Below are 18225 nucleotides of genomic sequence, written 5' to 3' on the forward strand. Positions count from 1 at the left end.
AGATCAATGGTTGTGTTCATAAGAACACTGGGTATCAAACTAATTTTTGGTAATTAATTAATGAAAACTTTTGTAGCAAAACCAGAAACGGTTAAACGCGACTGGTACGTAGTAGATGCGACAGGTAAAACTTTAGGTCGTTTAGCGACTGAATTAGCACGTCGTCTTCGTGGTAAACACAAGGCTGAGTACACTCCACACGTAGATACTGGTGATTACATCATCGTTATCAACGCAGACAAAGTGGCAGTAACTGGTCGTAAAGAAACAGATAAACTTTACTACTGGCACACTGGCTATGTAGGTGGTATTAAACAAGCGACTTTCAAAGAAATGATCGCTCGCCGTCCTGAAGCAGTGATTGAAATTGCGGTTAAAGGTATGTTGCCAAAAGGTCCATTAGGCCGTGCAATGTTCCGTAAATTAAAAGTGTACGCAGGTGCTGAACACCAACACGCTGCACAACAACCACAAGTATTAGATATTTAATCACGAGGTTTAGAAAATGGCAGAGAATCAAAACTACGGCACAGGTCGCCGCAAAAGCTCTTCAGCTCGTGTATTTATCAAACCGGGCAGTGGTAAAATCACTATCAACCAACGTGAATTAGACGTTTACTTCGGCCGTGAAACTGCGCGCATGGTAGTACGTCAACCATTAGAATTGGTTGAGTTAACTGATAAATTAGACCTATACATCACTGTTAAAGGTGGTGGTATTTCTGGTCAAGCGGGTGCAATCCGTCACGGTATCACTCGTGCATTGATGGAATACGATGAAACATTACGCCCAGCACTTCGTGCAGCTGGTTTCGTTACTCGTGACGCACGTCGCGTTGAACGTAAAAAAGTGGGTTTACACAAAGCACGTCGTCGTCCACAATACTCAAAACGTTAATTTTTATTTTCGTTTCGAAAAAGAAAAGCAGAGAGAAATCTCTGCTTTTTTGTTATCTAACTTATTGATTATAAAACAATAAAAAAGAATTATTTGGCAAATGACTTACGCTTTGTGGTAGAATACACACCCCTTGTAAAATATAGAATATTTTTGGATCTTCGGAGGAATAAATGTCCAGCGCATCAAGTAAACGTTCAGTAATGACTCTTTTTTCAAATAAAGATGATATTTACTGTCATCAGGTAAAAATTGTTTTAGCTGAAAAAGGTGTACTTTATGAGAACGAAGAAGTTGATTTGCAAGCATTACCAGAAGATTTAATGGAATTAAATCCGTATGCTACAGTGCCTACGTTAGTTGATCGTGATCTTGCTTTGTTTAGTTCGCGAATTATTATGGAATATCTTGACGAGCGTTTTCCGCATCCACCATTAATGCAAGTGTATCCAGTTTCTCGAGCAAAAGATCGTCTTTTGATGTTACGAATTGAACAAGATTGGTATCCAACTCTCAAGAAAGCAGAAAATGGTACAGAAAGTGAAAAAGCTGAAGCGCTCAAACAATTAAAAGAAGAACTTTTAGCGATTACACCAGTTTTCCAGCAAACACCTTATTTCATGAATGAAGAGTTTGGTTTAGTGGACTGTTATGTTGCTCCATTGTTATGGAAATTAAAACATTTAGGCGTAGAATTTACAGGTCCAGGTAGTAAACCGATTAAGGGATATATGGATCGTGTATTTAGTCGAGATTCATTCTTGCAGTCTGTAGGTGAGGCTGCACCAAAAAATTTAATGGATGATAAGTAATGGAATACAAAGCTTCCCCTAAGCGCCCTTATTTATTACGCGCCTATTATGATTGGCTCGTAGATAATAGTTTTACGCCTTATTTAGTTGTTGATGCGACTTACTTAGGTGTGAATGTTCCTGTCGAATATGTAAAAGATGGGCAGATTGTATTGAACTTATCTGCCAATGCTACGGGTAATTTACAGCTTACAAATGATTTCATCCAGTTTAATGCCCGATTTAAAGGTGTCTCTCGTGAACTGTATATTCCAATGGGCGCAGCGCTTGCGATCTATGCTCGTGAAAATGGTGATGGCGTGATGTTTGAGCCAGAAGAGGTTTACGATGAACTTAATTCTGAGCCAGATACTGAACAACCAACTGGTTTTCATGAGGCTGTAGATAGCCCTAGAAAACGAGAAGAAAAAAAGAAAACAAAATCAGTTTCTCATTTAAGAATTGTTGATTAAGAAAAAACGCGATGAAGTTATCATCGCGTTTATTTTTATAAATCACCTTGCTTTTCAATAAAGTGGAGAATTTTTTCTTCAATTCCTTTTGAATCTAATCCCAAATCTTTTAATGCCTCTTGCTGTGTTGCTTGTGGAATAAAATAATCGGGCAAACCAAGCTGTAAAAGTGCGGTTGATTTTCCAGATGAATTTAGTACTTCAGCAACCGCAGATCCTGCTCCACCTTGAATTGCATTTTCTTCTAATGTGACTAAATAATCATGAGTTTGTGTAAGCACATTAATCATTTCAATATCAATCGGTTTCACAAAACGCATATCGACAACTGTTGCATTGAGTTTTTCTGCTGCCTCTAAAGCGGACGGTAAAAGGGTACCAAAATTTAAAATCGCAATTTTTTGACCTTCTCGAATTAAACGTGATTTACCGATAGGAAGCATTTCTAAAGGTGTTAGTTCAACACCAATGGCATTTCCGCGAGGATAGCGCACTGCCGCTGGTTTTCCACATTGATAACCTGTATAGAGCATTTGACGGCATTCATTTTCATCACTTGGTGTCATGATGATCATATTTGGAATACAACGCATAAAGCTGAGATCAAATGCTCCTTGGTGTGTTGGGCCATCAGCGCCTACGATACCCGCTCGATCAATCGCAAATAATACAGGCAGATTTTGAATGGCAACATCGTGAATCAATTGGTCGTAAGCACGTTGTAGAAATGTCGAGTAAATCGCGACTACAGGTTTATATCCGCCAATAGCAAGTCCAGTGGCAAACGTGACGGCGTGTTGTTCAGCAATCGCTACATCAAAATATTGTTCTGGGAAACGTTGAGAAAACTCCACCATGCCAGAACCTTCGCGCATTGCTGGTGTGATACCAATAATTTTGGAATCTTTTTCTGCCATTTCGCATAGCCAATCACCAAAAATTTTCGAATAAGTTGGCTTGGTATTGTGTTTAGGCAATTCACCACTGATTGGGTCAAATTTGGGTACGCCGTGGAAACCAATTGGATCTTTTTCTGCTGGAGCGTATCCTTTACCTTTTTTCGTTTTGATATGTAAGAATTGTGGTCCCTTCAGATTACGCATATTCGTAAGTGTTGCCACTAATTCGTCAATATTATGCCCATCCACCGGGCCAATATAATTAAAACCGAGTTCTTCAAATAATGTACTTTCTGGCGAAAACATCACTCCTTTCATATGTTCTTCGGTTTTTTTCATAAAGTTTTTTACAGGTGGAACTTTATCGAGAATTTTTTTACTTCCATCTCGTAATGTGGAGTAGATAGAACCAGAGAAAATACGAGCAAGGTGATTATTTAACGCGCCAACATTTTCTGAAATAGACATTTCATTGTCATTTAAAATGACCAACATATCAGTGTGAACGGAACCTGCGTGATTCAGCGCTTCAAAAGCCATTCCTGCAGTAATTGCACCGTCACCGATTACGCATACCGTTTTTCTACCTGCATTTTCTCGTTCTGCGGCGACAGCAATACCTAATCCAGCACTAATAGAAGTAGAGGAGTGGCCAACGCTTAATACGTCAAATTCACTTTCTTCACGCCAAGGGAAAGGATGAATACCGTCTTTTTGGCGAATTGTGGACATTTTATCTCGACGACCCGTTAAAATTTTGTGGGGATAAGCTTGATGTCCAACATCCCAAATTAACTGATCAAATGGGGTTTTATACACGTAATGTAGTGCAACGGTTAGCTCTACGGTGCCTAAACCTGATGCTAAATGCCCGCTAGTTTGACTAACAGATTCTAAAAGATAACCGCGTAATTCTTGGCAGAGTTGTGGCAGCTGATCTTTATTTAAAAGACGCAAATCTTCTGGTGAATTAATCAAAGATAATAAGGGGTAATTGTTCATATTGTTAGTCATTTTAAAAACGTTATAATTTTTGACCGCACTTTGTGAGCATTGATGCGGTCGGTATTAACTTTTTCTAGTAATAATGAATTCAGCTAATGCACGAAGTGCGGTCGTATCAAAAGGAATTTTTTCTAATTCAGACAAAGCACTTTGATATAGGTCTTGCGCTTTTTGTTTTGCGCCGCTTAACCCAAGTAATTTGGGATATGTACTTTTATCTAAATCAAGATCGGCGCCGACTTGTTTGCCAATTTCTGCGCTATCACCCTCAATATCTAAAATATCGTCTTGAACTTGAAAGGCTAAGCCAATGGCTTCCGCATATTGTGTTAAGGATTGTTCTAACGTTTTGTCGGCAAAATGCGGAGAACAAATAAAACCTAATTTTAATGCAGCAATCAGCAATGCGCCCGTTTTGTTACGATGGATTAATTCTAATTCGCTTAAACTAATTTGTTTATGCTCAGAAATAAGATCTAAACTTTGCCCTAAACACATTCCTTGTACGCCAGCGCCTTGCGCTAAAATTTGAACTAAAGCCAGTTTTTGTTCAGAAGAAATATTTGGCGTTTTAGTTAACATTTCAAAAGCAAAACTTTGAAGGGCATCGCCCGCAAGAATAGCCGTAGCTTCATCAAATTGGATGTGACAAGTAGGATGCCCACGACGCAAATTGTCATTATCCATTGCTGGTAAATCATCGTGAATTAAGGAATATGCATGAATGGCTTCAATAGCGGCAGCGGCGTAATCTAAGGTTTGTTTCTCTGCGCCAAGCATTTGACCTGTTGCGTAAACTAAGAAAGGTCTAACCCGTTTACCACCAAGTAATAATGCGTATTTCATCGCGTCAAGCAAAGGTGCATTATGACTTTCAATGCCCTCAAATTGAGCTTCTAAAAAGCGATTAATACGATTTTGAACCTGTTGTAATTCTTCAGAAAAGTGACCCATTAAGCATTCCCTTCATAATCATTCCCTTTATAATCATTCAGTGGGGCATCTTCTGTTTTTTGCAATAAGATCTGAATACGTTGTTCTGCTTGTTGTAAACGTTCTTGTCCTAACTTAGCGAGTTGCACACCTTGTTCAAATTCTTTTAACGCTTCTTCTAACGGTAAATCGCCATTTTCTAAATGTGTAACAATATTTTCTAACTGCGCTAACGTTGTTTCAAAATCTTGTGAAGATGCAGGTTTACGCGCCATTTAATCGTCCTTTTTCACGGTAAAAATTGCTTGCCATTGTACTGTATTTTACTTGAGTTGTTAAAAATTTATTTCAAGCTAGGACCAGTGGACTTTTCACTATCTTTGCGTAAAATACTCGCCACTTTAAATACCCAAGAAATACCTAAGCTATTTATATGAAATTTATCGTTAAACTTTTTCCTGAAATTATGATTAAGAGCGAAACTGTTCGTAAACGTTTCGCAAAAATTTTAACTTCTAATATCCGCAATATTTTACAGAAATATGATGAAGAAACTGCAGTTGTGCGTCACTGGGATTACATTGAAGTGCGGTCAAAAAATGAAGAAAATCGTGAAGAATTAATTGCCTTGTTACAACGTATTCCTGGTATTCATCATTTTTTAGAAGTTGAAGAAAAACCGTTTACCGATTTACATCATATTTTTGAATTGACGCTTGCTGATGTCGCACAACAACTTCAAGGCAAAACCTTTTGCGTTAGAGTAAAACGTAAGGGAAAACATAAATTTAGTTCGATTGAAGCAGAACGTTATATCGGCGGTGGATTAAATCAACATATTGAAAGCGCAAAAGTGCAGTTGAAAAATCCAGATGTGACAGTTCGTATTGATATTGAAGATGACAAAATGATGTTAGTTAAAGCACGTCATGCAGGCATTGGCGGTTATCCGATCGGGACGCAAGAGGATGTGCTTTCTTTGATTTCGGGGGGATTTGATTCGGGCGTATCGAGTTACATGTTGATTCGTCGTGGTTCCCGAGTTCATTATTGCTTCTTTAATCTTGGTGGCGCAGCCCATGAAATTGGCGTTAAACAAATGGCTTATCATATTTGGCAACGCTATAGCGCTTCACATAAAGTACGCTTTATTGCGATTAACTTTGAAGGGGTTGTCGGTGAGATTTTAGAGAAAGTCGATAACGGCCAAATGGGCGTTGTATTAAAACGGATGATGGTGCGAGCAGCAAGTAAAGTCGCTCAACGTTTTAATATTGAAGCGATTGTGACAGGGGAGGCATTAGGACAAGTTTCTAGCCAAACTTTAACCAATTTACGCTTGATTGATGAGGCCGCTGATGCCTTAGTATTACGCCCGTTAATTACGCACGATAAAGAACAAATTATCGCGATGGCGAAAGAAATTGGTACTGACGATATTGCAAAATCTATGCCTGAATTTTGTGGGGTGATTTCAAAAAATCCTACGATCAAAGCTGTTCGTGAAAAGATTCTTGAAGAAGAAGGGCATTTTAATTTTGAGATTCTTGAAAGTGCGGTACAAAATGCGAAATATTTAGATATTCGCCAGATCGCAGAAGAAACAGAAAAAGAAGTCGTAGAAGTTGAGGCAATTTCTGTATTAGGTAAAAATGAAGTGATTTTGGATATTCGTAGCCCAGAAGAAACGGATGAAAATCCATTTGAATCGGATACACATGAAGTCATTCAAATACCGTTCTACAAACTTTCCTCTCAATTTGGTAGCCTTGATCAAAGTAAAAATTACGTGTTGTATTGTGAACGTGGTGTGATGAGCAAATTACAGGCCTTATATTTGAAAGAAAATGGTTTTTCAAATGTGCGTGTATTTGCAAAAAACATTCATTAATTAGGACATAAAATATGCGTAATCAAACTAAACAGCATCTTGAACAGCTTCAAATTACAATGCAGCAGCTTAATCTATGGCAAACGATCCCCCCTGCTGCAGAGGCTTTTTTAAGTGAGGAGCCTTTTTCAATTGATACGATGTCTGCAGAAGAGTGGCTACAGTGGGTATTTATTCCACGCATGCAGGCATTGTTAGAAAGCGGTGCTACTTTACCAAATAAAATTGCTATTTCTCCTTATATTGAAGAAGCAATGAAGGAATTTGATGAGTTACAACAACTATTAACTCCTTTGGTTGCTTTAGAAGAACTTCTGAACAAGAAAGAATGTTAGAAATTTTATATCAGGATGAGTTTCTAGTTGCGGTGAATAAGCCTGCTGGTATGTTAGTTCATCGCAGTTGGTTAGATCCTCACGAAACTCAATTTGTGATGCAAACTTTGCGAGATCAAATTGGCCAACATGTATTTCCTATTCATCGTTTAGATCGACCAACATCTGGCGTGTTGTTATTTGCATTGAGCAGTGAAATTGCGAATCTAATGTGTGAACAGTTTGAACAAAAGTGCGTTCAGAAATCTTATTTGGCTGTAGTACGAGGGTATCTACAGGGAAAAGAGCGGATAGATTATCCACTAAAAATTCAATTGGATAAAATCGCAGATAAATTTTCTCAAGAAGATAAAGAGCCTCAAGAAGCGATTACTGATTATGAAGGATTAAAAATAGTCGAAATGCCTTATCCTGCTGGGCGTTATCAAACGGCGCGTTATTCTTTAGTTAAATTAATCCCTCATACAGGCAGAAAACACCAATTACGTCGCCATATGAAACATATTTTTCACCCAATTTTAGGGGATACGCAATATGGTGATTTGCATCAAAATCGTGCATTAACGTTGCATCTTTGCTGTTCTCGATTATTTTTACATTCTAATAGTTTGTCTTTTATTCATCCAATAATGAAAGAGCAAATAACAATTACAGCAGGTTTAGATGAACAATGGCATCAATTAATGAATCAATTTGGGTGGGAAAATGTTTGATATTAACTTAACACATGAACAGCAACAAAAAGCAGTTGAACAAATTCAAGAACTTATGGCAAAAGGGATTAGTAGCGGAGAAGCGATTCAAATAGTGGCGAAAGCACTACGAGAAATTCATAAAAATGATAAAAAAACTCCAGAAAATTAAATTTTTTGTGATCTACTTATCATTTTTGAATATTGCTCATTGCATAACCGATCAAAATATTTGAATATAACGTCCATACGAGGTGATAAGGCGATAGTCTTATTGATTTATTGTTTTAGTAGGCGAAGCCTAGAGAGGTCTTTTATGGAAATTGGTGTTGTGAAATGGTTCAATAATGCAAAAGGATTTGGTTTCATTTCCGCAGAAGGCGTGGATGCCGATATCTTTGCACATTATTCAGTGATTGAAATGGACGGTTATCGTTCATTAAAAGCAGGTCAAAAGGTGCAATTTGAAGTTATCCACGGAGACAAAGGATCTCATGCCACGAAAATAATTCCACTTGTGGATAATCAAGAGTAATGCGAATACTCTAAATTTTTTCTCTATTAGTCCTAACTCAAAAAGACAAGAATTGCAGCTTGTCTTTTTTATTTTAATAAATTCTTTAAACTGGTTTTCATTGCCGCCATTTGATTTTCAAATTGTGCTTTGCTTTCTCTTTCGTCAATCATATAGGTAATTGTTTCTGAAAGCGTCATCTTCATTTTTCGAGAATATTTAGAAAGACGTAGCCAAACAGCATATTCCAAATCAATGGATTTTTTCTTGGTATGTTGTTTTTCACCATTAAAAAAGCGTTTACGGCGTGCACGAATGGCTTGATCAAGCTTAATTGGTAGAGTAGGAGAAAGATGATTCTTAATCCATTCTTCAATTTTTTCTGGATAATTTTGGGATTCTAATAATTCTTGGGCTTTAGCTTCTTGCAAACTGCGTTCTTCATAACGCGTGATATTTTCCCCTTCGCGATGTTTACGAATTAGGTAAATCCATTTCCAATTAGCTTCTTGATTTTCGAGTTTTTGGTATTTCATTTTTTATCATTGAGTGACGTGGTAACTGCATTAATATACGTGTTTTTATGCTGATTTTCTAGTAGATTTTCACAAGGCTATTAAATATGCGATAATATAGTCAATTTTACTAGAAAGAGACCAGCCGTGAGTTCATTATTTTCTCAACAACAAGCTATTGAGCAATCTTTAAATTGGCAGGCATTACAACCTGATTTGGCCATTCAAGATTTTCCTTTAGAACCAGTGGATTTCTGGGCATTACAACCGAATGCCACACAGGCTATCGATTTATTTTTACGCCATCCAACGCGTTCCTTATTGATGATGAAAGTCGGTGAGCCGGTTGAATATGCGGAGTTATTACAAAATTTTATATCGCAAAAACATCATAAAGTGCGGTCAATTTTCGGTGTGAATTATGTGATAGAGCAAGGCGACTCTTTTTCTTTTCCTCATGTTTATACTGAGCCAGCAAAATCTTTAGATGATAATTTTGCCAGTCAAGGGGAGGCGTTGAGTGCATTGTATTGCGATCAATTCCAGCTTTTTGGTAGTTTTCGGATTCATCCAAGTTCACAAGATATTCAATTAGTACCAGGATTAGTGCATAAAGCCAATGGTGGTGTTTTGATTTTAAGTGCGGCAACATTGTTATCTCAATTTGATTTATGGGGGCGATTAAAACAAATTCTGCAAACCCAAACTTTTGATTGGTATTCCGCCCATCCATTTAAAAATTTACCTTGTGATATACCAAGCTATGCGCTGAACTTAAAAGTGATTGTACTTGGTAATCGTACTGAATTAGCTACTTTGGCTGAGTTAGAAGAAAACCTTTATTCTTTCGCCGATTATGCTGAAATTGAAAGTTATATTTCTGTAGCTGAAGTGGAAGAACAAAAAATTTGGGCAGGTTATGTACAACAAATGGCTCAAGAGCAAAATATTGAGCTAGATTTTCCTGCTTTAAATAAACTCTATCAATTATTAGTTCGTGAAAGTGAAGATCGCTTTTTAATTAATGCCTCTCCTCTAAAATTAAAAGAAACATTACAGGATGCTTCAACTTTTGCTGAAAAAACAACATTAAGTGCGGAGGATTTTGAGGATATTTTTCAACAAAAATTGGCGCAATATGGTTTCCTAAAAGAACAAACTTATGCCGATATTTTAAATGAGCAAGTTTATGTTGAAACTCAAGGTGAAATTATTGGGCAAATTAATGGCCTTTCGGTGATTGAATATCCAGGTACGCCCGTATGTTTTGGTGAACCTTCGCGTATTAGTTGCATTGTGCAATTTGGCGAAGGGGAAGTGATCGACGTTGAAAGAAAAAATGAACTAGCGGGAAATATTCATGGTAAAGGCATGATGATTGCGCAAGCTTGTCTTTCCAATATATTAGATTTGCCATCGCAATTGCCATTTTCTGCCTCATTAGTGTTTGAACAGTCTTATGGTGAAATTGATGGTGATAGTGCATCTTTGGCGATTTTCTGTGTGCTAGCAAGTGCTTTGGCCGACTTGCCTTTGCCTCAAAATATCGCAATTACAGGATCGATTGATCAATTTGGACTTGTTCATTCTGTTGGTGGGGTAAATGATAAGATTGAAGGCTTTTTTACTATTTGCCAACGTCGTGGTTTGACCGGAAAACAAGGTGTAATCATCCCAATGACGACTATTCAGCAACTGAGTTTGTCTGATGAAGTGAAAAGTGCGGTAAAAAATAGTGAATTTTTTATTTATCCTGTGGAAGATATTTATCAAGCTTGCGAATTATTATTTAATCGTGATTTGCTAGATGAAAGCAAAGATTATACAGAAAAAACTGAGCCTTTATCTCGTCTCATTCAACGTCGAATTGAGGGGAGAGCTGACTCAGAAAGAAAAGGTTTTTGGAATTTCTTCCATCCTTAATAGATAAAAAGCGAACATTTGTTCGCTTTTCTTTTTTCTATAATCTATCAAAGTGACTGCTCCGACAAGTTTTGCGAACAAGTGTTAGCTATTTACACTTTGCTATGTTCTATTTAGAATGTTTTATATCAGTTTAAAACTGAATTTATCATATATAAAGGAACCTAAAATGCAAAACACTTGTACACCTAATAAAAAAAGTAGCTATTCTTATGATGATTTGCTCGCGTCAGGTCGCGGCGAATTATTCGGTAAAGAAGGGCCACAATTACCTGCTCCGACCATGTTGATGATGGATCGCATTATTGAAATGAATGAGGAAACAGGTGCTTTTAGCAAAGGGTATATTGAAGCTGAACTTGATATTAAACCTGAATTGCCGTTCTTTGGTTGTCATTTCATTGGCGATCCAGTAATGCCAGGTTGTTTGGGATTGGATGCTATGTGGCAGCTTGTTGGGTTTTATTTAGGCTGGATTGGTGGCAAAGGAAAAGGGCGAGCATTAGGGGTTGGCGAAGTAAAATTTACAGGGCAAATTTTGCCGACGGCTAAAAAAGTGGTGTACCGAATCCATATGAAACGAGTTATTAATCGTAAACTAGTGATGGGAATGGCTGATGGTGAAGTTGAAGTAGATGGCCGAGTTATTTATACAGCAACAGATTTAAAAGTTGGACTATTCCAAGATACCTCTGCATTTTAATTTTTCTTTATTAATTCATACAAAAGAGTGGTGAAAAATTTTCTTAGATTTTCACCGCTCTTTTTATCCTTCTATCAATAAGCAACGTTCAATTACATCATATAAATGTTATTAGAACATGCTAGTGTCTAAGGAAAGTTGTCCTTTTTCTATACGGATTTCTTTAGCAAATTTTTTTATAAGCACATCACGCATATTGTTTTTATCTAATGTATAAACAGGAATATTTTCCAGTAATCTAGCGACATTTTCATTTAAAAAAGGCATGATTGTTTGCATTTGTTGCATATATTGCTGTGGTTCTCCTGACCAACGTAAAATACGCATTTTCTTTAAATAAACGGCGCCTTCTTCGGGATTATAATAAGGAATTGTATCGAAGGTCAGATTTAATTTTCCAGGCAATTTTTTATTGCCAAATTGAAATAAACCCTCTAAAGTACCGCTCATTTCTACGCGTTTATCATTAGTTTGCCCAATTTGGGTACTCAAATTTCTTACTTGATAATCAAGAAAAAATAATCCTGGTAAGCCAAATTTATCCGCAATAGCACCTTTCTCTTGTAGATATTGATTGATTTGAGATTCAGTTATTGAAAAAGGTGAGGCCGATATATTAGGGGATACCCCTAAAATAGACGTTAACGTAAGAAATAATAATTTAATTTTTTTCATATCTAATTTTTAGTTAAATTAAAAGCAAAATGGTGGATTAATATACCATAAATAGCAATGGAGTGATGTCGTAATGAGCCCTGAGTTTAAAGAATATGTTAATCAATTAGTTATAGAGCATCGTGATGAACGAATTTATCCTTTTCAATATGAAGGCAAGAAATTTTGGTTGAAGCAACCTGAAAAATTGAAAGGGATTTGGCTATTATTAAAACCTAGACCTAAGCAATCTTTTAAAAATGAATTACAAACTTTATTGAATCTTACTGAAAAAAATGCACCTGTTCCAATAGTCTCTTATTATGATGAGGATTTTTTTGTTTTAGAAGATGCGGGAATCACTTCATCGCAATGGCTATGTAATAAGGATATCGATAATCAGCAAAAATTTTCGATTATTTATGACGTTTGTTTTGCTTTGATTAATTTACATGCTAAAAATTTGGTGCATGGTCGTCCTGCTATTAGAGATATCACTTGGGATAAGGGAAAGGTTACTTTTCTTGATTTTGAATCTCGTTCAAGTAGCCAAAATCAAAATTGGTTAATTGTTCGAGATATGCTATTTTTCTTTGATAGTTTATGTCGAGAAGAAGATATTTCAGATGATTTTATTCAAAAAGTGGCATTGTATTATAAAGCACATTGTGAGGTACAAAATTGGCATAATATGATTGTATACTTGAAGCGTTTTCGCTGGATTTACTATCTTTTATTACCTTTTAAACCTATTGCAAAGACAGATTTAATTGCAGTTTATCGCTTATTTGAAATTTTATTAATAAAGGAAAAATGATGAAGAAAACATTTTTTATTATTGTATTATCAAGCATATTAGCTGCTTGTACTGTAGGTGGCGGCGTCAGCGCTGGTGGCGGAAGCAACGGTGTTGGATTAGGACTAGGGATTGGTTCAGGTATTCGATTCTAGTGATGATGAAAAGTGCGGTAAGTTTTAGCAAAGTTTTTAAGGAACCTAGTAAAACTTCTTGCATTTTAAATTTTTATCACTATAATGCACCCCATATTTCGGACGCGGGGTGGAGCAGCTTGGTAGCTCGTCGGGCTCATAACCCGAAGGCCGTCGGTTCAAATCCGGCCCCCGCAACCAATAATAAGTTCAGTAAAAGAACCCCAGTATTGGGGTTTTTTTCTATAAGAAATTTAATAAAAACTGGGCTTAGGTTCCTGTGAACCTAACCCTTTTTTTTATGCCTAAAATTTTTTGTAGAAGTTTTTAGATTAATTAAAAGAAGTTATTTTGACTAAAAACTGACAGTACAGTATAGGAGTAGAAATTGGCTACATTAGAACAAAATTTACAACAAATGCTACAAGGCGCAGTAGAAGATTTAGGCTGTGAACTGTGGGGCATTGAATGTCAGCGCGCGGGTCGTTTTATGACAGTGCGTTTATTTATAGATAAAGAAGGTGGTGTAACTGTCGATGATTGTGCAGATGTAAGTCGCCAAGTGAGCGCAATTTTAGACGTAGAAGATCCAATTGCGGATAAATACAATCTAGAAGTGTCGTCACCAGGTTTAGATCGTCCACTATTTACCTTGCCGCAATTTGAACGCTATATTGGGCAAGATATCGCAGTGCATTTGCGAATTCCAGTGATTGAACGCCGTAAATGGCAAGGTAAGTTAGCGCGTATTGAAAACGATATGGTGACTTTAATCGTTGATGGACAGGAACAAGTTTTAGTCTTTGGTAACATTCAAAAAGCGAATGTTGTTGCAAAATTTTAAAAGGAGTAAAAGAAAAAATGAGTAAAGAGATTTTACTGGCGGCAGAAGCCGTATCCAATGAAAAGTTATTACCACGTGAGAAAATTTTTGAAGCATTAGAAAGTGCAATTGCGCTTTCTACCAAGAAAAAATACGAATACGAAACTGATATTCGTGTATCAATCAACCCAAAAACAGGGGATTTTGATACTTTCCGTCGTTGGTTAATTGTTGATGAAGTCAAAGTGCCAACGAAAGAAATCACTTTAGAAGCGGCACAATTTGAAGATCCAAATCTTCAACTAGGCGATTATGTAGAAGATCAAATCGAATCTATCGCATTTGACCGTATTGCAATGCAAACTGTACGCCAAGTAATCAGCACCAAAATCCGTGAGGCTGAGCGTGCAAAAGTTGTAGAACAGTTCCGCGCTGAAGAAGGCAAAATTGTAACGGGTACTGTGAAAAAAGTAAGTCGTGACAGCATCATCTTAGATCTTGGCAATAAAGCAGAAGCGATGATTGCTCGTGAAGACATGTTGCCACGTGAAAATTTCCGTCCAGGTGACCGTGTGCGTGGTGTGCTTTATAAAGTAAATCCTGAAGGCAAAACTGCACAATTATTTGTGACACGTTCTAAACCAGAAATGTTGATCGAATTATTCCGTATTGAAGTGCCTGAAATTGGCGAGGAAATGATTGAAATTCGTGGTGCGGCTCGTGATCCCGGCTCTCGCGCTAAAATTGCAGTGAAATCAAACGATAAGAGAATTGATCCAGTTGGTGCTTGTGTGGGGATGCGTGGTGCGCGTGTTCAAGCCATTACCAATGAACTTGGTGGTGAGCGCGTAGATATCGTGCTTTGGGATGATAATCCAGCACAATTCGTGATCAATGCAATGGCACCAGCTGATGTGTCTTCTATCATCGTTGATGAAGATAATCATTCTATGGATATTGCCGTTGAAGCAGCTAATCTTGCGCAAGCAATTGGTCGTAATGGTCAAAACGTGCGTTTAGCAACACAATTAACAGGTTGGACACTAAACGTAATGACTACTGATGACTTAAATGCAAAACATCAAGCAGAAGATAACAAAGTTTTAAACTTATTTATGAATGCATTAGAACTTGATGAAGAATTTGCACAAATCCTTGTAGAAGAAGGCTTCACAAGTTTAGAAGAAATTGCCTATGTGCCAATGAATGAATTGACAGCAATTGATGGTTTAGAAGATGAAGATCTTGTAGAAGAGCTTCAAACTCGTGCTAAAAATGCGATTACAGCCGCAGCGGTTGCTGAAGAAGAAGCATTGAAAAAAGCGAATATTGAAGATCGCTTATTGAATTTAGATGGCATGAATCGCCATGTGGCATTCAAATTAGCTGAAAAACAAATTACTACTCTCGAAGAACTCGCCGAACAGGGTGTAGATGATTTAGCAGATATTGAAGAATTAACAGCAGAACAGGCAGCAGATTTAATTATGGCTGCACGTAATATCTGTTGGTTTGGCGAAGAATAAGGAGAGCAGTAATGACTGAAGATGTTAAGGCTGATGCACCAAAAAAATTAAGCATTCAACGCAGAACAAAAACAACAGTGAGCAGTACCACAACTGGCGGTAAAAGCAAAGAAGTTCAAGTAGAAGTACGTAAAAAACGCACAGTAAAAACTGATATTGCTCAACAAGAAGAAGCAAAATTAAAAGCACAGCAAGAAGCGGAAGCGAAAAAAATTGCTGAACAAAAAGCGGCAGAAGAGAAAGCTCGTTTAGAAGCTGAAAAAGTGGCAGCTAAGAAAGAAGCTGATGAAAAAGCAAAAGCTGAAAAAGCGAAACCTGAAACTGCTAAGCCAGCAAAAAGTGCGGTAGATTCTAAAGCTAAATCTGTTGATCCTGAAAAAGAGAAACGTAAAGCAGAAGAAGCAGAACTTCGTCGTAAAGCTGAAGAATTAGCTCGTCAAAAAGCAGAAGAACAAGCTCGCCGTGCAGCAGAAGAAGCGAAACGTTATGCTGAAGCTGATGATTCAGACAATGAATCTTCTTCAGAAGACTATTCTGATTACAACTTAAGTTCAAGATATGCACTTGAAGCAGAAGATGAAGAAGATCGTCGTAACGAAAATCGTGGCCGTGGCAAAAATAAAGTAGCGAAAGCGAAAAAAGGCGGTCGCGACGATGAAAATAGCAAAAACTCGAAAAACGAGCGCGAATCTAATCGTAAAAATCAAAAAGACGCTAAGTTTGGTAAAGGTAAAAACGGCAAAAAAGGTGCCACACTTCAACAAGCCTTTACTAAACCAGTTCAAGCTGTAAAAGCGGATGTTGTCATTGGTGAAACCATCACCGTAGCTGAATTAGCGAACAAGATGGCTGTAAAAGCGACTGAAATCATCAAAACGATGATGAAGATGGGCGAAATGGTGACTATCAACCAAGTTATCGACCAAGAAACCGCTCAATTAGTAGCGGAAGAACTTGGTCATAAAGTAATTCTTCGCAATGAAAATGAGCTTGAAGAAGCGGTATTAGGTGATCGCGATGTAAACGCAGAAAAAGTAACGCGTGCCCCAGTTGTAACCATCATGGGACACGTTGACCATGGTAAAACTTCCTTACTTGACTATATTCGTAAAGCGAAAGTTGCAGCAGGTGAAGCGGGTGGTATTACCCAACATATCGGTGCGTATCACGTAGAAATGGATGATGGCAAAATGATCACCTTCTTGGATACTCCAGGGCATGCTGCGTTTACTTCTATGCGTGCACGTGGTGCAAAAGCAACAGATATCGTTGTTCTTGTTGTTGCTGCCGATGATGGTGTGATGCCTCAAACTATCGAAGCGATTCAACACGCAAAAGCAGCAGGGGCACCTTTAGTGGTTGCAGTAAATAAAATCGATAAACCAGAAGCCAATCCAGACCGTGTTGAGCAAGAATTATTACAACATGATGTAATTTCTGAAAAATTCGGTGGTGATGTGCAATTCGTTCCAGTATCTGCGAAGAAAGGTACAGGGGTTGATGATTTATTAGATGCTATCCTACTTCAATCTGAAGTGCTTGAATTGACCGCTGTAAAAGACGGCATGGCAAGTGGTGTAGTCATTGAATCTTACTTGGATAAAGGTCGTGGCCCTGTGGCAACTATCTTGGTTCAATCAGGTACCCTACGTAAAGGCGATATCGTACTTTGTGGTTTTGAATATGGCCGTGTGCGCGCAATGCGTGATGAAAACGGGAAAGAAGTTGATGAAGCAGGTCCTTCAATTCCAGTTGAATTATTAGGTCTTTCAGGCGTTCCGGCAGCGGGTGATGAAGCAACCGTTGTACGTGATGAGAAAAAAGCACGTGAAGTGGCGTTATATCGTCAAGGTAAATTCCGTGAAGTGAAATTAGCTCGCCAGCAAAAAGCAAAACTTGAAAATATGTTTAGCAATATGTCTGAAGGCGATGTGGCTGAATTGAACGTCATTGTGAAAGCAGACGTACAAGGCTCTGTAGAAGCGATTGTTCAAGCGTTAAATGAACTTTCTACCAATGAAGTAAAAGTTAAAGTGGTTGGTTCTGGTGTAGGTGGTATTACTGAAACTGATGCAACTTTAGCTGCAGCATCTAATGCCATCATTGTTGGCTTTAACGTTCGTGCTGATGCATCTGCGCGTCGTGTCATTGAAGCTGAAAACATTGATTTACGCTACTACTCAATCATCTATGAATTGTTGAATGAAATTAAAGCAGCAATGAGCGGTATGTTAGAGCCTGAATTTAAACAAGAAATTATTGGCTTAGCTGAAGTTCGTGATGTATTCCGTCATCCGAAATTTGGTGCAATCGCAGGTTGTATGGTAACCGAAGGTGTAGTGAAACGTAACAACCCAATCCGTGTATTACGTGACAACGTCGTTATCTTTGAAGGGGAATTAGAGTCTCTTCGCCGTTTCAAAGACGACGTATCTGAAGTTCGTAACGGTATGGAATGTGGTATCGGCGTGAAAAACTACAACGATGTAAAAGTCGGCGACCAAATCGAGGTGTTTGAAGTGGTTGAAGTTAAACGTTCAATATAACTTTTAACAAAATAAAGGGCGGTTAAAAATCATCTGGTTTTTAACCGCCCTTTTTGTATCCGCCTTATGAAATAATCTTATTTTCGATAAAAGTATCTCTTATAGTTATATTCAATTTCTTTACAAACAGTATCAGGTCGAAAGGGATTTTTGCGTGCTAAATTCAATGAATTC

General features: G+C 37.7%; 21 protein-coding genes and 1 tRNA gene. 17 read left to right on the plus strand and 5 right to left on the minus strand.

The window, feature by feature from the left end:
- Positions 1 to 60: 60 nt before the first annotated feature.
- The 4 genes from rplM (at position 61) to DV428_RS06070 (ending at position 2162) form a co-directional block, all read left to right on the plus strand.
- Positions 61 to 489, plus strand: a complete 429-nt coding sequence (rplM, locus tag DV428_RS06055) for a 50S ribosomal protein L13 (RefSeq protein ID WP_005628896.1) — start codon at positions 61 to 63, stop codon at positions 487 to 489.
- Between the two features lie 16 nt (positions 490 to 505).
- The gene (gene rpsI, locus DV428_RS06060) at positions 506 to 898 is read left to right on the plus strand and encodes a 30S ribosomal protein S9 (protein WP_005631594.1); all 393 of its coding nucleotides are present in this window, start codon (positions 506 to 508) and stop codon (positions 896 to 898) included.
- Between the two features lie 173 nt (positions 899 to 1071).
- On the plus strand, positions 1072 to 1710 hold the full coding sequence (gene sspA / locus DV428_RS06065; RefSeq protein ID WP_053465567.1) for a stringent starvation protein SspA: 639 nt from the start codon (positions 1072 to 1074) through the stop codon (positions 1708 to 1710).
- A complete protein-coding gene (locus tag DV428_RS06070; RefSeq protein WP_114909054.1) occupies positions 1710 to 2162 on the plus strand; it encodes a ClpXP protease specificity-enhancing factor in 453 nt (150 codons plus the stop codon). Before sspA ends, DV428_RS06070 begins: the two co-directional genes overlap by 1 nt.
- A 35-nt stretch (positions 2163 to 2197) precedes the next feature.
- On the opposite strand, the gene dxs is transcribed toward DV428_RS06070, so the two are convergent.
- Genes dxs through xseB form a run of 3 tightly spaced genes read right to left on the minus strand, consistent with a single transcriptional unit; the run spans position 2198 to position 5274 of the window.
- Positions 2198 to 4075, minus strand: coding sequence for a 1-deoxy-D-xylulose-5-phosphate synthase (dxs, locus tag DV428_RS06075; RefSeq protein ID WP_114909055.1), 1878 nt, complete (start codon positions 4073 to 4075; stop codon positions 2198 to 2200).
- A 54-nt stretch (positions 4076 to 4129) separates the two neighbouring features.
- Positions 4130 to 5020, minus strand: coding sequence for a (2E,6E)-farnesyl diphosphate synthase (ispA, locus tag DV428_RS06080; RefSeq protein ID WP_114909056.1), 891 nt, complete (start codon positions 5018 to 5020; stop codon positions 4130 to 4132).
- Positions 5020 to 5274: an exodeoxyribonuclease VII small subunit gene (xseB, locus tag DV428_RS06085; RefSeq protein WP_005656614.1), complete on the minus strand. Its 255-nt coding sequence runs from the start codon at positions 5272 to 5274 to the stop codon at positions 5020 to 5022. Before xseB ends, ispA begins: the two co-directional genes overlap by 1 nt.
- A gap of 158 nt (positions 5275 to 5432) precedes the next feature.
- Here xseB and thiI point away from each other — a divergent pair, with 158 nt between their 5' ends.
- The 5 genes from thiI (at position 5433) to cspD (ending at position 8452) form a co-directional block, all read left to right on the plus strand.
- The gene (gene thiI, locus DV428_RS06090) at positions 5433 to 6890 is read left to right on the plus strand and encodes a tRNA uracil 4-sulfurtransferase ThiI (RefSeq protein WP_114909057.1); all 1458 of its coding nucleotides are present in this window, start codon (positions 5433 to 5435) and stop codon (positions 6888 to 6890) included.
- 14 nt (positions 6891 to 6904) lie between these two features.
- Entirely contained in the window at positions 6905 to 7225 is a 321-nt protein-coding gene (locus DV428_RS06095; protein ID WP_114909058.1) for a YqcC family protein, read from the plus strand.
- Positions 7219 to 7938, plus strand: a complete 720-nt coding sequence (gene truC, locus DV428_RS06100) for a tRNA pseudouridine(65) synthase TruC (protein WP_114909059.1) — start codon at positions 7219 to 7221, stop codon at positions 7936 to 7938. Before DV428_RS06095 ends, truC begins: the two co-directional genes overlap by 7 nt.
- Positions 7931 to 8089 (plus strand): YoaH family protein, encoded by a 159-nt coding sequence (locus tag DV428_RS06105; RefSeq protein WP_005628875.1) that lies wholly within the window; start codon positions 7931 to 7933, stop codon positions 8087 to 8089. Before truC ends, DV428_RS06105 begins: the two co-directional genes overlap by 8 nt.
- Before the next feature lie 144 nt (positions 8090 to 8233).
- Complete coding sequence (gene cspD, locus DV428_RS06110) at positions 8234 to 8452, plus strand: cold shock domain-containing protein CspD (RefSeq protein ID WP_005628872.1); 219 nt, start codon at positions 8234 to 8236, stop codon at positions 8450 to 8452.
- A gap of 68 nt (positions 8453 to 8520) precedes the next feature.
- Here cspD and matP read toward each other — a convergent pair whose 3' ends face one another.
- Positions 8521 to 8967 carry a macrodomain Ter protein MatP gene (gene matP / locus DV428_RS06115; protein WP_005671410.1) on the minus strand — a complete coding sequence of 149 codons (447 nt, stop codon included), beginning with the start codon at positions 8965 to 8967 and terminating at the stop codon, positions 8521 to 8523.
- Between the two features lie 126 nt (positions 8968 to 9093).
- Here matP and DV428_RS06120 point away from each other — a divergent pair, with 126 nt between their 5' ends.
- Positions 9094 to 10869: an AAA family ATPase gene (locus DV428_RS06120; RefSeq protein WP_162790787.1), complete on the plus strand. Its 1776-nt coding sequence runs from the start codon at positions 9094 to 9096 to the stop codon at positions 10867 to 10869.
- Positions 10870 to 11038: 169 nt separating this feature from the next.
- Positions 11039 to 11572 (plus strand): bifunctional 3-hydroxydecanoyl-ACP dehydratase/trans-2-decenoyl-ACP isomerase, encoded by a 534-nt coding sequence (gene fabA / locus DV428_RS06125; RefSeq protein WP_005631615.1) that lies wholly within the window; start codon positions 11039 to 11041, stop codon positions 11570 to 11572.
- A 111-nt stretch (positions 11573 to 11683) separates the two neighbouring features.
- On the opposite strand, the gene DV428_RS06130 is transcribed toward fabA, so the two are convergent.
- The gene (locus DV428_RS06130) at positions 11684 to 12247 is read right to left on the minus strand and encodes a YceB family lipoprotein (RefSeq protein ID WP_114909061.1); all 564 of its coding nucleotides are present in this window, start codon (positions 12245 to 12247) and stop codon (positions 11684 to 11686) included.
- Between the two features lie 73 nt (positions 12248 to 12320).
- Between DV428_RS06130 and DV428_RS06135 the strand changes: the two genes are divergently transcribed.
- The 6 genes from DV428_RS06135 (at position 12321) to infB (ending at position 18051) form a co-directional block, all read left to right on the plus strand.
- Positions 12321 to 13043: a BUD32 family EKC/KEOPS complex subunit gene (locus tag DV428_RS06135; protein WP_114909062.1), complete on the plus strand. Its 723-nt coding sequence runs from the start codon at positions 12321 to 12323 to the stop codon at positions 13041 to 13043.
- Complete coding sequence (locus DV428_RS09785; protein ID WP_275045336.1) at positions 13043 to 13177, plus strand: hypothetical protein; 135 nt, start codon at positions 13043 to 13045, stop codon at positions 13175 to 13177. Before DV428_RS06135 ends, DV428_RS09785 begins: the two co-directional genes overlap by 1 nt.
- A gap of 103 nt (positions 13178 to 13280) precedes the next feature.
- Positions 13281 to 13357, plus strand: a tRNA-Met gene (locus DV428_RS06145).
- A gap of 187 nt (positions 13358 to 13544) precedes the next feature.
- On the plus strand, positions 13545 to 14000 hold the full coding sequence (rimP, locus tag DV428_RS06150; RefSeq protein WP_114909064.1) for a ribosome maturation factor RimP: 456 nt from the start codon (positions 13545 to 13547) through the stop codon (positions 13998 to 14000).
- A 17-nt stretch (positions 14001 to 14017) separates the two neighbouring features.
- Positions 14018 to 15505 (plus strand): transcription termination factor NusA, encoded by a 1488-nt coding sequence (gene nusA / locus DV428_RS06155; RefSeq protein WP_005645077.1) that lies wholly within the window; start codon positions 14018 to 14020, stop codon positions 15503 to 15505.
- An 11-nt stretch (positions 15506 to 15516) separates the two neighbouring features.
- A complete protein-coding gene (gene infB, locus DV428_RS06160; RefSeq protein WP_114909065.1) occupies positions 15517 to 18051 on the plus strand; it encodes a translation initiation factor IF-2 in 2535 nt (844 codons plus the stop codon).
- Positions 18052 to 18225: the final 174 nt, after the last annotated feature.

The organism is Haemophilus haemolyticus (genome assembly GCF_003352385.1).
Classification (GTDB): Bacteria; Pseudomonadota; Gammaproteobacteria; order Enterobacterales; family Pasteurellaceae; genus Haemophilus; species Haemophilus haemolyticus_I.

What these genes read in the sequence shown, in the direction of transcription:
- rplM (WP_005628896.1), top strand. Translation starts at nt 61, where the DNA reads ATGAAAACTTTTGTAGCAAAACCAGAAACGGTTAAACGCGACTGGTAC.
- rpsI (WP_005631594.1), top strand. Translation starts at nt 506, where the DNA reads ATGGCAGAGAATCAAAACTACGGCACAGGTCGCCGCAAAAGCTCTTCA.
- sspA (WP_053465567.1), top strand. Translation starts at nt 1,072, where the DNA reads ATGTCCAGCGCATCAAGTAAACGTTCAGTAATGACTCTTTTTTCAAAT.
- DV428_RS06070 (WP_114909054.1), top strand. Translation starts at nt 1,710, where the DNA reads ATGGAATACAAAGCTTCCCCTAAGCGCCCTTATTTATTACGCGCCTAT.
- dxs (WP_114909055.1), bottom strand. Translation starts at nt 4,075, where the DNA reads ATGACTAACAATATGAACAATTACCCCTTATTATCTTTGATTAATTCA.
- ispA (WP_114909056.1), bottom strand. Translation starts at nt 5,020, where the DNA reads ATGGGTCACTTTTCTGAAGAATTACAACAGGTTCAAAATCGTATTAAT.
- xseB (WP_005656614.1), bottom strand. Translation starts at nt 5,274, where the DNA reads ATGGCGCGTAAACCTGCATCTTCACAAGATTTTGAAACAACGTTAGCG.
- thiI (WP_114909057.1), top strand. Translation starts at nt 5,433, where the DNA reads ATGAAATTTATCGTTAAACTTTTTCCTGAAATTATGATTAAGAGCGAA.
- DV428_RS06095 (WP_114909058.1), top strand. Translation starts at nt 6,905, where the DNA reads ATGCGTAATCAAACTAAACAGCATCTTGAACAGCTTCAAATTACAATG.
- truC (WP_114909059.1), top strand. Translation starts at nt 7,219, where the DNA reads ATGTTAGAAATTTTATATCAGGATGAGTTTCTAGTTGCGGTGAATAAG.
- DV428_RS06105 (WP_005628875.1), top strand. Translation starts at nt 7,931, where the DNA reads ATGTTTGATATTAACTTAACACATGAACAGCAACAAAAAGCAGTTGAA.
- cspD (WP_005628872.1), top strand. Translation starts at nt 8,234, where the DNA reads ATGGAAATTGGTGTTGTGAAATGGTTCAATAATGCAAAAGGATTTGGT.
- matP (WP_005671410.1), bottom strand. Translation starts at nt 8,967, where the DNA reads ATGAAATACCAAAAACTCGAAAATCAAGAAGCTAATTGGAAATGGATT.
- fabA (WP_005631615.1), top strand. Translation starts at nt 11,039, where the DNA reads ATGCAAAACACTTGTACACCTAATAAAAAAAGTAGCTATTCTTATGAT.
- DV428_RS06130 (WP_114909061.1), bottom strand. Translation starts at nt 12,247, where the DNA reads ATGAAAAAAATTAAATTATTATTTCTTACGTTAACGTCTATTTTAGGG.
- DV428_RS06135 (WP_114909062.1), top strand. Translation starts at nt 12,321, where the DNA reads ATGAGCCCTGAGTTTAAAGAATATGTTAATCAATTAGTTATAGAGCAT.
- DV428_RS09785 (WP_275045336.1), top strand. Translation starts at nt 13,043, where the DNA reads ATGAAGAAAACATTTTTTATTATTGTATTATCAAGCATATTAGCTGCT.
- nusA (WP_005645077.1), top strand. Translation starts at nt 14,018, where the DNA reads ATGAGTAAAGAGATTTTACTGGCGGCAGAAGCCGTATCCAATGAAAAG.
- infB (WP_114909065.1), top strand. Translation starts at nt 15,517, where the DNA reads ATGACTGAAGATGTTAAGGCTGATGCACCAAAAAAATTAAGCATTCAA.